The 12,978-nt window shown below is 48.7% G+C and carries 12 protein-coding genes; 3 read left to right on the plus strand and 9 right to left on the minus strand.

Features of this window, described 5'->3' with window-relative positions; genetic code table 11:
• Window positions 1-42: 42 nt before the first annotated feature.
• Both fucI and fucP read right to left on the minus strand, forming a co-directional pair.
• Window positions 43-1,833: an L-fucose isomerase gene (fucI, locus tag M988_RS18425; protein ID WP_064575234.1), complete on the minus strand. Its 1,791-nt coding sequence runs from the start codon at window positions 1,831-1,833 to the stop codon at window positions 43-45.
• 50 nt (window positions 1,834-1,883) lie between these two features.
• A complete protein-coding gene (fucP, locus tag M988_RS18430) occupies window positions 1,884-3,203 on the minus strand; it encodes an L-fucose:H+ symporter permease (RefSeq protein ID WP_008814773.1) in 1,320 nt (439 codons plus the stop codon).
• Between the two features lie 607 nt (window positions 3,204-3,810).
• On the opposite strand from fucP, the gene fucA reads away from it, so the two are divergent.
• Together fucA and fucO are read left to right on the plus strand one after the other, a co-directional pair.
• Window positions 3,811-4,458, plus strand: a complete 648-nt coding sequence (gene fucA, locus M988_RS18435; protein ID WP_008814774.1) for an L-fuculose-phosphate aldolase — start codon at window positions 3,811-3,813, stop codon at window positions 4,456-4,458.
• A gap of 38 nt (window positions 4,459-4,496) precedes the next feature.
• A complete protein-coding gene (gene fucO / locus M988_RS18440) occupies window positions 4,497-5,645 on the plus strand; it encodes a lactaldehyde reductase (RefSeq protein ID WP_064575236.1) in 1,149 nt (382 codons plus the stop codon).
• Between the two features lie 180 nt (window positions 5,646-5,825).
• Here fucO and M988_RS18445 read toward each other — a convergent pair whose 3' ends face one another.
• From M988_RS18445 to M988_RS18455, 3 genes are all read right to left on the minus strand, one after another.
• Entirely contained in the window at window positions 5,826-6,398 is a 573-nt protein-coding gene (locus M988_RS18445; protein WP_008814776.1) for an HdeD family acid-resistance protein, read from the minus strand.
• A gap of 222 nt (window positions 6,399-6,620) precedes the next feature.
• The gene (locus M988_RS18450) at window positions 6,621-7,847 is read right to left on the minus strand and encodes an L-lactate MFS transporter (RefSeq protein WP_008814777.1); all 1,227 of its coding nucleotides are present in this window, start codon (window positions 7,845-7,847) and stop codon (window positions 6,621-6,623) included.
• A 216-nt stretch (window positions 7,848-8,063) separates the two neighbouring features.
• On the minus strand, window positions 8,064-8,363 hold the full coding sequence (locus M988_RS18455; protein ID WP_039187780.1) for a cupin domain-containing protein: 300 nt from the start codon (window positions 8,361-8,363) through the stop codon (window positions 8,064-8,066).
• Between the two features lie 353 nt (window positions 8,364-8,716).
• Here M988_RS18455 and M988_RS18460 point away from each other — a divergent pair, with 353 nt between their 5' ends.
• Complete coding sequence (locus tag M988_RS18460) at window positions 8,717-9,634, plus strand: bestrophin family protein (protein WP_008814779.1); 918 nt, start codon at window positions 8,717-8,719, stop codon at window positions 9,632-9,634.
• 64 nt (window positions 9,635-9,698) lie between these two features.
• Here M988_RS18460 and M988_RS18465 read toward each other — a convergent pair whose 3' ends face one another.
• The 4 genes from M988_RS18465 to M988_RS18480 form a co-directional block, all read right to left on the minus strand.
• Window positions 9,699-10,169: a YlaC family protein gene (locus tag M988_RS18465; protein ID WP_008814780.1), complete on the minus strand. Its 471-nt coding sequence runs from the start codon at window positions 10,167-10,169 to the stop codon at window positions 9,699-9,701.
• 69 nt (window positions 10,170-10,238) lie between these two features.
• The gene (locus tag M988_RS18470; RefSeq protein WP_179289127.1) at window positions 10,239-10,367 is read right to left on the minus strand and encodes a DUF2474 domain-containing protein; all 129 of its coding nucleotides are present in this window, start codon (window positions 10,365-10,367) and stop codon (window positions 10,239-10,241) included.
• A gap of 53 nt (window positions 10,368-10,420) precedes the next feature.
• Entirely contained in the window at window positions 10,421-11,428 is a 1,008-nt protein-coding gene (gene cydB / locus M988_RS18475) for a cytochrome d ubiquinol oxidase subunit II (protein ID WP_064575241.1), read from the minus strand.
• Window positions 11,428-12,834, minus strand: coding sequence for a cytochrome ubiquinol oxidase subunit I (locus M988_RS18480; RefSeq protein WP_064575242.1), 1,407 nt, complete (start codon window positions 12,832-12,834; stop codon window positions 11,428-11,430). The genes cydB and M988_RS18480 overlap by 1 nt, the downstream gene beginning before the upstream one ends.
• Window positions 12,835-12,978 lie beyond the last annotated feature (144 nt).

The raw sequence follows: 12,978 nt of genomic DNA on the forward strand, positions 1-12,978 counted from the left end.
CACCCATAGAAGGCGCGGTTGGGCGGGGTAAGCCATCAGCCTTTATTTTTTATACAAAGGTCCATAGTTTTGGCAGGCACGGTAGTCTTGGCCTTCAATATCCATGCCGTGTGCGCCCCATGAGGATGGACGGTAGATATCACCGTCAGCCACGTTATGCATACAGACAGGAATACGCAGCATAGAGGCCAGCGTAATGAGGTCTGCGCCTACGTGACCGATGGTGAGCACGCCGTGGTTTGCGCCCCAGTTCGCCATGACCGAATAGACATCGGTGAACGGCCCTTTGCCGGTCAAACGCGGAGCGAACCATGTGGTTGGCCAGGTTTCGTTGGTACGCTTGTCGAGAATGTCATGCACATCTTGCGGAAGCTCAACGCTCCACCCCTCGGCAATTTGCAGTACCGGACCAATACCCTTAATGATGTTGACGCGCGACATGGTGAATGCGACGCCGCCGCGGGTGAGGAATCGAGATGAGTAGCCACCGCCGCGGAAATATTCGTGGATCGCTGGGCACCATTCCGTTGCTTGCAAGCAAGCGTCAGCTTCTTTCTGGCTGATTTCCCAATGGGGTTTCATCGTTGGTTTACCCTGAGCGTCAAGTTGGCGGCAAGAACCGTCCAGTGCCGCAGAGCCAGAGTTAATCAGATGAATGATCCCGTGTTGAGCATGGCCAGTGAGTTCGCTGCCCGTAACGCGTTTGACCGCTTCAGGTGACCAATAGGTGCGCACGTCAGCAAATACTTGAGCGGTGCCCGTCAGCATATGGCCTAGCAACATGGCGACGCCATTGAGGCTATCGTTTTCTGTGGCAACCACGAAAGGCTTGCGTACACCATTCCAGTCAAATGAACTGTTTAGCAGTGCTTCGGCGGTGTCTCCGTTTGGATATTGATCTGTCCAGTGACGCTGCCCTTGGAAACCCGCGGCGATCGCGTTATATCCCAGCGACTCCTCCACAAAGCCTTGCTCTGCCAGTTTGGCGTTGCCCTGCATCATGTCGCGAATACACATCGCCATGAGTAAGCTTTCACGCAGTACCGCACAGCTGCTTTCAGGAGAACGGCGATACTGTTCGGCGTTCAGATCTGGGCCGAAACGGAAGTTTTCATCAGCCCATGCCAGCGCTAGCTCAAGCTCTTCCTCATCGTAAATTTTCTGGTCGATGCGACGACGTAGCTCAGTCATATCGACCGACTGCACTTTCATTCCCAGCCAAGATTCGAAGAAGTTGTGGTCGACGATAGAACCGGCGATGCCCATCGATACGCCGCCTAAGGACATATAGCTTTTGCCTTTAATTCCCGCAACGGCAAGGCCTGCGCGAGCGAAACGCAGCAATTTCTCTTTGACGTCGGCGGGAATGCTGTCGTCGCCGCTGTCTTGCACATCGTGACCATAAATAGAGAAGGCAGGAATACCTTTTTGGCTATGTGCTGCTAATGCGGCGGCTAGATAAACGGCGCCAGGGCGTTCGGTGCCGTTAAAACCCCAGATGGCCTTCGGACGCATTGGGTCCATATCAATGGTTTCACTGCCATAGCACCAGCAAGGCGTTACAGTAATGGTCAGTCCAACGTTTTGGCTGCTGAATTTATCTTCACAGGCAGCGGACTCTGCCATTCCGGCAATGCAGCCGTCGGCAATGACGCACTCCACCGTAGCGCCACAGGCATGGCGCAGATTTTCACTCAGAAGTTGTGCAGTGGCTTTCGCCATATTCATGGTTTGTTCTTCAAGCGACTCACGAACCCCCATGCGGCGGCCATCAATGACGGGGCGGATACCAATTTTGGGCAGGTTTTTAATAGGTAAGTGTTGGCTATTCATTCTTATTCCTCACATTAATCAGTAATTTATTGTCGTTAAGGTTGAATTGCTTAAGCCGTTACGCGCGGCAGGACGTTTGATCTGAATTTGGCAAAGATGAAAATAATGGCGAAGCACAGTGCAGGGATCAGTTCAGCCGTTGGAATATTGCCGGCAGCGTCGCTGACGAATCCCATAAGCGGAGTCACAATGCCGCCGCCGATGATGGTCATCACGATGATGGATGAACCATATTTGGTATCTTGATCTAACCCTTTGATGCCGAGGGAGAAAATAGTCGGGTACTGGATTGACATAAACATGCTGCACAGCGTTAGCGCAATAAGGCCGACGTGGCCACCTGCGGCTGCGGAGATGACGCATAACACCATAGAGATGAAGGCATACACGGCCAGTACTTTATGTGGGGCGTAGTGACGGATAAGCCATGTGCCGCTGAAACGACCAATGAAGAAACAAACCATGGTTGCGGTTAAGTAGTTTGCGGCAAAGCCTGGGGTTGTGCCTGGTAGTTCTTCGATGGCGTAACGAATCAAATAGCTCCAGCAGGCGGTCTGAGCACCGACATAGCAGAACTGTGCTAATACTGCCCAGCGCCAGTGACGAATGCGTAATAAACGAGCCACGGATTTCAGCAGAGAGCCGCCCTTATCACCACTATGTGCATCACTTTGAATAACAGGGAACTTGGTAAAGGCAATCAACAGCGCGACAAATAGTACAATGGCGACAATCATCATATAGGGTGACTGCACCGCTAATACTAAACTGTGGTTGTATGCGGCTAGCTGCTCTGGCGACATCTGAGCCAGTACATCGGCTGACTGATGAGGAACATGGGATAAAATAAGCCCCTGACCAAAGACCACAGCGATAATCGCGCCAAAGGAATTAAAGGTTTGAGCTAGGTTAATTCTGAAGTGTCCAGTTTCTTCTGGCCCTAATACGGTAACGAAAGGGTTAGCTGCGGTTTCTAAACAACCAAGGCCCGCGGCAATAATAAATAATCCGATAAGAAATAATGTATAGTTCATTCCCTCGGCGGCAGGCCAGAAAAGTGCTGCGCCTATGGCGTAAAATAAAAGACCGGTAATAATCCCTGCTTTATAACTTAACTTTTTCATTAATATCCCAGCAGGGATAGGGATTAGGAAGTAACCAAAGTAAAATGCTGACTGAATCAATCCAGCCTGAAAATTAGTTAAGGTGAACGCCTGTTGAAACTGCGGCAGTAAAATATCGTTGAGGTTGTTAGCCACTGCCCATAAAAAGAATAACGAACATAATAATGCGAAAGGGATTAAATAGTTCCCTTTGCGTTCATGGCTAGCAACGCGGTAGTTTTCTGACTGGATCGAAACGTTTCCCATAGCGCCCTCGTTAGGTCATACAGAGATATTGAGTAAATCCGTTCTTATTCCGCAGTCACGTCCACAGGCACTCTCCGTTCAATGGGAGGCGGGGTGCAATCATGCCGTTTATGCGGTAAGTGAAGCTATTCTTAAAATAAAAAATCACTAAAAGTATGAGTTCAGTCACATTCGATATTATTGGCAGGGGAAGTGTGAACGTGGTCACTTTAATAAAACAAAAAACATGCCCGTTTTAATCAATAACCATAAAAAAAACACAGTTAGCGTGACCGATTATTTAATTTTTGATTTAAACGGTCAGTTCTTTGTTTATAGGTGAAATAATTGCCCGTTTTTATATTGTTATGTTTAAACGGACATTTTTATTCCTGTTTTTATCCACTTATTGGGTATTGATTCACTTATTGTATTGAACTGTGTCACATATTTTTATTTGAGCATTTATTGTTGTTACGGGGAGGGGGAATATATCCCCATCATACTTCAAGTTGCCTTTTTGTTGGCAGCGTTTACTTGCCACTTCAATGCAACTCGAATTATTAGGGTATAGATGCTACGTACTTGGCCATATTAGTGGTTCCATCAATGATCAAAGAGGCAACAAATGGAAAGAGATTCATTGGCTCGTGAAATTATTCATACTTGTTTAGAAATGACTCGTCTGGGGTTGAATCAGGGCACAGCCGGTAATGTGAGTGTGCGTTATCACGACGGCATGCTGATTACTCCTACGGGGATCCCGTATGAGAATCTGACTGAATCTCATATTGTCTACATTGATGCTGACGGCAAGCCTGAAGAGGGGAAGGTGCCTTCTAGCGAATGGCGCTTCCATCAAATCGCCTATCAGACGCGACCAGAGGCTAATGCAGTCGTGCATAACCATGCCGTTCACTGCACCGCCGTTTCTATTTTGAACCGTCCGATTCCGGCCATCCATTACATGATTGCTGCCGCTGGTGGCAGCACTATACCTTGCGCCCCTTACGCCACTTTTGGCACGAAAAAGCTGTCTGAGCATGTTGCCGTGGCGCTGAAAAACCGTAAGGCCACGCTGCTGCAGCATCATGGAATGATCGCTTGTGAAGTGAATTTGCAAAAAGCATTGTGGCTAGCTCACGAAGTTGAAGTTTTAGCTGAACTTTATCTCTCAACATTGCCAATCGTTGATCCGGTACCGGTATTGTCTGATGAAGAAATCGCCATAGTGTTGGAGAAATTTAAAACCTACGGCCTGCGCGTTGAAGAGTAGGGCTGCCGTAAAACATTTCTCACTAAAGAGTATTCATTATGACAAATCGAATGATTTTGAATGAAACATCGTGGTTTGGACGTGGCGCGGTGAATGAGCTCGTGCCTGAGGTGCTGCGCCGTGGCTATGGCAAAGCATTGATCGTGACAGATGCGCAGTTGGTTTCCTGCGGTATCGTGGAGAAGGTGACGTCTAAATTAGACGCGGCAGAGTTGGAATATCAAATCTTTGATGAAGTCATGCCAAATCCGACTATTGCCGTTGTTCAGCGCGGGCTGGCGGCTTTTGACGCGAGCGGTGCTGACTATCTCATCGCCATTGGCGGTGGTTCGCCGCAGGATACCTGTAAGGCTATTGGTATTATCAGCGCCAATCCAGAGTTTGAAGATGTGCGTAGCTTAGAGGGCGTCTCCCCAACTCATAGCCCGAGCGTACCTATTCTTGCCATTCCGACCACGGCAGGAACAGCAGCGGAGGTGACCATTAACTATGTGATCACTGACGAAGAAAATCGCCGTAAATTTGTCTGCGTTGATCCTCATGATATCCCGCTGGTGGCTTTTATTGATGCCGATATGATGGACGGTATGCCAGCCAGTTTAAAAGCGGCGACCGGAGTAGATGCGCTCACTCATGCGATTGAAGGATACATTACGCGCGGAGCATGGGAACTCACCGACACGCTGCATCTCAAGGCGATTGAGATCATTGCCCGTTCGCTGCGTAACTCGGTGGCTGGTCAGCCAGAGGCCGTAGAGGATATGGCGCTGGGACAGTATGTTGCGGGGATGGGATTTTCTAACGTAGGTTTGGGCCTAGTTCATGGAATGGCTCACCCGCTGGGCGCGTTTTACAACACGCCGCACGGCGTTGCTAACGCGATTTTGTTGCCACATGTGATGCGCTATAACGCGGCCTATACTGGCGAGAAGTATCGCCAGATTGCGCAGGCAATGGGCGCTGATGTGGCTCATGCTACTTTGGAACAAGCGCGAGAGGCGGCGATCCAAGCGGTTGAAGCACTGAACCGCGACGTGGGTATTCCTGCTTCGTTGAAAGAGGTGGGAGCACGAGAAGAGGATATCTCTGATCTGGCACAGGCCGCTTTTGATGATGTTTGCACTGGTGGGAATCCGCGTGAGGCAAAACTAGAAGAGATCAAAGCGCTGTATCGGCAAGCCATGTGAGGCATCTATCTTTTAGATAAAACTAGGCTAAGTATTAGTAAGACGAGCCACGCGGACAGGACGTCTGCGTGGCGTTTGTGGCGAGCTCTTATCGTACGCTTACACCAGATATTCGATAGAAGTAATACACAGTTAATCAGCGGACGAAATACTCACCGGTTCTTCCAAATGCATATCCCATTAAGCCTGACGTTTGAATAATCCTGCGATTTGGAAGCAGCTGAAAGAGCTGAACAGCATTTCAATACCCACAATCGTGGTGACCAATGTTACGGACATCACTGGGCCTGCGGTAATGAACATGGCTGCGATGATCAAATCGAGAATACCAATCACGATTTGCAACCAAGCACCGTTGACACCGCGTAGTTTAAATCCAGCGGTTAGACGAATAATCCCTCCCACTGCAAACAGCGTCGCCAGAATCACCGACATAGTGAAAATACCAACGGCCGGATTAGTAATAAATACGTAGCCCATAATGATATAGGCTGCACCCATCAGAATTCCTGCCACCATCGGCCAGAAGTTACGAGTACGGTTGGCGATCATCCCGATAATCAAACCAATACCGCTAAGGACGAATAGCGTGCCCACAATTGCGCTCAAGGCTGCGCCGGAGGCAAAGGGGTTGATCAGGCAGAAAATACCGCCTAGTAACAATAGGAATGAAATAACCAGCAGCAGAGTACGCTGTTTTTTTAGAAAGTTTCCGTCCAGACCGAGCAAACTTTTACGATCAATATTTAACATGATGAGACTCCATTTTCTTCGGTTGCGTTCGGTAGTTAAATCACTGGCTTATTATAGTCATACGTTATGAATGAAATGGGCGCAAAGAATGTCGTTAATCGATCTCATTGATAAATGGAAAGCAAAGCTGCCAGTCATGGGGCAGTTGCAGCAGAGGGGTGATAACAAGAGATAAAAAAAGCCACCGTAAACGGTGGCTAAAAGCAGCAATATGAGAAAACGTTAGATGTGTGCTAAGCGGTTGTGCGCTTCACGTTGGCCTGGCATACGAATGGTCGCAGACAGTACCAGCGAGATGACGAGCAGTGTCATAATGACGGAGAAGGTCACGATGAAACCACCAAACATAGACGCAATAATTGAACCGATGATGCTGCCGATACCGAAGCCCAGATAGAGCAGGCCGTAGTTTTTGGTCAAATTGTTTAGGCCAAAGAAGTCACTGACCAGCGATGGATATACGGTGATGGTGCCACCGAAGCTGAACGCGATGCAGGCTACTGAGGCAAAGAACAGTGACTCATTCAGAGGAATGAACAACAGGGTACCCATACCGATAAGCGAAATCACCTGAGCTAAAGAGATAACTCGGATGCGCGCCATTTTGTCAGACAGAATGCCCAGAACTAAACGACCCGTCAGGTTAGCGATAGCAATTACGGTGACGGCGCTGGCGGCGGTAATGGCTGGCAGATGTACCATGCCTTCACCAATGTCTTTAGCTACACCGATAACGTACAAACCACTCATACAGGCTGTCAGGAACATCAGCGCCAGCATCCAATACTGTGGTTGGCGCACGGCTTCAGCCAGCGTGTAGTCTTGAGCGGTGCTGATACCTTGGGTGTTTTGTGTACTGTTTTCTTGTTTTGGCGCATCTTTCATCAGCATGGCACCAGCCATGACCATCACCATGGCTAAACCCCCCCAGATGATAAAGGTTTGTTCTAAGCCGTAGGTTGCTAGCAGATGAGTATCGATATATTTGAAACCAAGGCTACCCAAACCGTAAGCACCAATAGCGCAGGCTGAGATCATACCTTTGCGCTCAGGGAACCATTTTACGCAGTTGGAAAGCGTCATTAGATAGCCTGCGCCGTCGGCCAGACCCACTAAAACACCCGCGCTCAAATAAAGCATGACTAAATTGTTAGCGTGAGAGGTCAATACAAAGCCAAGTGCTAATACTGCGCCAGCGGCAATGGTGACTTTGCGTACGCCGAAGCGATCCTGCAACTTACCCGCCACGGAAGAGGCCAGCGCTAATGCGAGGCTCAGTAGACCAAAGGAAAAGGCGACGCGACTGATCGGCTCATCTAATTTTTCAGACAGAGGGCCGTTAAACAGGCTCCACGTATAAACGGAACCCAGAGCGAACTGAGTAATGATGGTGCCAACCAGAGTTAGCCAGCGGGTGCGATTGTAATTTTGCATGCCAGTCATATTCATGATGCTGCTCCAGATAAATATTTATTAACTGTGAGTATGTTAAGGCTATCTATAGGGCAGCGATCCATTCAGGGAATGAATAGCCTGAGTGCAGGAATGAAATGCATTAAAGCGGGAATGAATGAACGAAAAACGGGGTAAAAAAGGGGATTTTACGGTGATCCACAATTGATGTGGATCACATTTATCTGATATTAATTCACTGGTGAGGGCGTTTTAGAGCGGCGTTTCGACTAAAACTCCGCTGGAAAGACAGAAGCATCCGCTGATTGTGCCAATGGGAATATTCAATGATTCACCAGAAACCAGCAGATGCGTGTCTGCACCCACGGTGAATTCAAACTCTCCAGTGACAATGCGAGTGGTGATGGCCTGTGGCTGCTTGCGTAACTGACTGAAAGCACCAGATTCAAACGTCATTTCTGTGGCAGGCTTGCCGTTGCCGAGAATTCCGTTGCGGCGGGTAACGCCTACAGCAAACTCTTCGATCGGAGTTTGTGCTTTGAATGTCTCCATGAAACCTATCCTTATTGTTGCGGTTTTTTGTTTCTATGTGAGTTGCTAAAAAAGCAGGGCACAGACTACCACTCTGTCCGAGAACAAGCATCAAACGAGGGGGATTTCATCGGAATAAGATTAATTTGTTTCGATTTTAATCAGATAATTCTCGCAGGGCTGTTCACCACTTGAAGCGCTTAAAATGCAGGCATACACTAGCGCGTCGATTGATTTTGAGATCGTCAGCCCCTGTCAGCTTTTGACGAAAACCGTTCTTAACGTATATGTTTAACAAATATTGTTTTTAACGCGTACTGTTTCTAAAAGTTCTGCCGCAGGTTTTTCTCCGTCTGTCACAAAACACCTTAATTATGATTGTTAGACCTCAGCAACATTGGTTTCGCCGCCTATTTGTGTGGCATGGCTCTGTGCTACCTAAAATACTCTTTCGTCTAAGTTTAAACTTTGTTTTTGCCTGTATAGCCGTCGTTTGCTATCTATGGCACGAATCGTTGGATATTAATCTGACACTGGCTCCGTTCAGCTTGCTGGGGGTGGCGATTGCGATCTTCTTGGGTTTTCGTAATAACGCCAGCTATGCGCGCTTTACGGAAGCGCGGCTGTTATGGGGAAATTTGTTAATCACCGAGCGATCGTTGCTGCGAGAAGTCAAAAGCTTGATGCCGGATCCCGCTGAACAGGCGCGCTATTTTACGGCTCTGCTGATTGCCTTTACTTATTGTCTGAAGCATCAACTGCGTAAAACAGATATGCATGGGGATCTCGATCGCCTGCTGCCAGCGTCTGAACGCAATTCCGTGCTCAACAGCCATTCACCGTGCAATACGCTATTGTTGAAAATGGGGATGTGGTTGGGAGAGCAGAGAAGGCTGGGGCGCATTAGCGATATTAACTTTCATTCAATCGATAATAACCTGAACCACCTTTCCTCCATTTTGGGTGGCTGTGAACGTATTTCAAATACCCCGATCCCTTTTGCGTATAGCCTGATTGTGCACCGCACGGTTTATCTGTTTTGCGCCCTGCTGCCGTTTGCTTTGGTATCGGATCTTCATTACCTCACCCCGTTGGTATCGGTATTTATCTCTTACACCTTTATTTCTCTGGATTCATTGGCTGAGGAGTTGGAAGATCCGTTCGGCTTGGCGCCAAACGATTTACCGCTTAATGCCATTTCAGCAACGATTGAAATTAATCTGCGGGAAATGATTGAGGATGATGAGAAGCCAACGCCGATGAAACCGGATCATCATTGTTTGCTGAGCTAAGTTTTAGTCTTGCTTGCGCTAGACGAACTCCCCTTGATGGGGAGTTCGCGGACTTAGGGTTAGATCAAACCGGTGAACGATTTTGTCCTACGGCAAAAATATCATAGAACGAGAGTTCTGATTTTTTCTGCATAATGGCACGTAGCTTTTGTTTTCGGGAGTCATCGACCTGAGGCGACTGCAAAATACTGTCAACCAGAGCATCTGGCACCATGCGGGTGTTGTACCATTCACCGTTGAAGCAAACGCGCAGATCCAGAACGTCGATATCTTCGTAGTGGTAGCGCGGGTTAACGTCAAAGAAGAAGAACAGATTTAGCCCCAAAAACAGTAGCGTCATGACCCATGTAACATCCGCCAGCGTTTCTGATTGCAACATCACGGCCAGCGTAGCCGCGTAGGCCAGATACATGCCTACGAATAAACCTGGATGCTTTTTAATAAAGCTGATGCTGAAGCGGGGACGATTATCGCGACGCTCGGCTTTATTCACCTTCTCGATTTCTTCTTTGAGGATGCGTTCAATTTCGGTCATGGTAAGTCACCTGTAGTGATGTTACAGCTTGATAACATAATTCTATCATTTTTGTGTGGTGTTGGGCGCTCAATGTGATTTGAGCCCCGCGGCTGTCATGAGTAGACGAAACAGCATCGACACGCAGCCCAGCGCTAGCACGCTTCCCCCCCAAATTGCGACCAGCCATAACAAACGTTTCCACAATGGATTAGCCACGGTTTTTGCTTCGGAAATCGACATAATTTTCTCCTGACTTTGGGCTATAGCCATCAGTGATACCCCTCATCTGCGCTGATTTTTCCGCGGAATACGTAGTAGCTCCAGAAGGTATAAACCAAAATAATCGGGATGATGAACAAGGCTCCCACTAGCATAAAACCGAGGCTTTGCGGCGGTGCTGCGGCCTGCCAAATGTTGATTGACGGTGGAATAATGTGGGGCCAAATACTGATCCCTAATCCGCTAAAACCGAGAAAAACCAGCAATAAGGTCATGATAAAAGGAAGGTAGTGGCTATTATTGTGAGTTCCACGCCAGATAACCCCCGCGCAAACCAGCGTCAAAACAGGAACCGGTAGCAGGAATAAAATATTTGGCATGCTAAACCAGCGTTCAGAGATGGCACTGTGCGCCAGCGGTGTCCAGAGACTGATGATGCCAATGACGGTAAGCAGAGCCAGCAGCAGTGGGCGCGTGATGCGATACATCTTATGTTGTAGCTGATGGCTGGTTTTCATAATCAGCCAAGTGCTGCCTAGAAGTGCATAGGCCAACATGAGCCCAACGCCGCAGAACAGATTAAACGGTGTGAGCCAGTCAAATGCGCCCCCAACGAAAGTGCGTTCCATCACAGGGAAACCATTGATGACCGCACCCACAACGATACCTTGCATAAAGGTGGCACAGCCGGAACCGATGATGAATGCTTTATCCCAGAAATTACGGTGGGCTGGTAGCGCCTTGAAACGGAACTCAAAGGCGACGCCGCGGAAAATCAGCGCGATTAGCATTAGCGTCAGCGGTATCGATAGCGCATCAACAATCACCGCATAGGCCAGTGGAAATGCCCCAAACAGCGCTGCACCGCCGAGCACCAGCCAAGTTTCATTGCCGTCCCAAACCGGAGCGACCGTGTTCACCATCATGTCGCGCTCTTGCATATCTCGCGTCACTGGCAATAGCATCCCGATACCTAAATCAAAGCCGTCCATCACGATATACATAAGAGTGGCAAAGATTATGATGGCGAACCAAATCAGTGGCAGATCGATGCCCATTAGTGTGTCTCCTGCTGATGAGATGGCGTAGCGGCAATACGTCCGGCTGCGGTGGGTAATGCCCCATTGTCATCCGATGACGAATGACTCGGCTCTGGACCTTTGCGGATCAGACGCATCATGTAGGCGTAGCCCACGCCAAATACCGCGCCATAGACCACAAAGAAGGTCAGTAAACTGATACTCATATGCAGATCGCCATGGGCAGATACGGCATCTTTGGTTCGCATCAAACCATGTACAATCCATGGCTGGCGCCCGACTTCCGTTGTGATCCAGCCTGCTAGAATGGCGATTAGCCCAGAAGGTCCCATCCAAAAAACGAAGTGTAGGAAAGGACGCGAGGTATACAGCCGTTGTTTGTAGCGCAGCCACAGGCCAATCGCTCCGAGCAAAATCATCAGCATCCCTAAACCCGCCATAATGCGGAACGACCAGAACACCAACGGAGAGTTAGGACGATCTTCTTTGGCGAATTCGGCTAACGCAGGAACCTGTTTATCTAAACTATGAGTCAGGATGAGGCTGCCAAGATAAGGAACCTCCAGCTTAAAGCGGGTTTCTTCACGCTCCATATCGGGTAAACCAAATAGAATAAGCGGTGTTGCCTCTCCTGGTTTGTTATCCCAATGGCCTTCGATAGCGGCTATTTTGGCGGGCTGGTATTTCAGCGTATTAAGACCGTGCATATCACCGATAAAAGCTTGAAGCGGAGCGACAATCAGCGCCATCCATAATGCCATCGAGAGCATTTTTCGGGTTGCCGGCGTGTCGTTACCGCGTAGCAAATGCCAAGCAGCAGACGCTCCCACAAAGAAGGCGCTGCTGAGGAACGCCGCGGTCGTCATGTGCAGCAGGCGATATGGGAATGAAGGATTGAAAATTACCGCCAGCCAGTCAACTGGAACCACTTGGTTATTAACGATTTCGTAGCCATGAGGAGTATGCATCCAACTGTTGGAGGCAAGGATCCAGAACGTCGACATCAGTGTGCCAAGTGCCACCATGCAGGTGGCAAAAAAGTGGAGTTCTTTACCGACCTTGTTCCAGCCGAACAGCATTACGCCCAGAAAACCGGCTTCCAAGAAGAATGCGGTGAGCACTTCATAGGTTAACAGTGGGCCGGTAATACTGCCGGCAAACTGTGAAAAACCGCTCCAGTTGGTGCCAAACTGATAGGCCATCACCAAACCGGATACGACGCCCATACCAAAATTGACAGCGAAAACTTTCGCCCAAAAATGATAAAGCGTGCGGTAATCAGGATGACGTGTTTTGAGCCATAGCCCCTCGAGCACGGCCAAAAAGCTGGCTAACCCGATAGTGATGGCGGGAAAAATAATGTGAAAGGATACCGTAAAGGCAAATTGGATCCTGGCAAGATGAAATGCATCTAATCCGAACATGGACAGCCTCGTACTGACATAAAGTTCTGTCTGAAAATTGCAGGTGAGAGAAACGGTGTGCCGGACGATCAAGGCCGGAACGATGGAGAGGATCTTACGGGCTGTAAAATAGATATGACAGAAACAGAAATGTTGTTTTAATGT

It is taken from the genome of Hafnia paralvei ATCC 29927 (genome assembly GCF_001655005.1).
Classification (GTDB): Bacteria; Pseudomonadota; Gammaproteobacteria; order Enterobacterales; family Enterobacteriaceae; genus Hafnia; species Hafnia paralvei.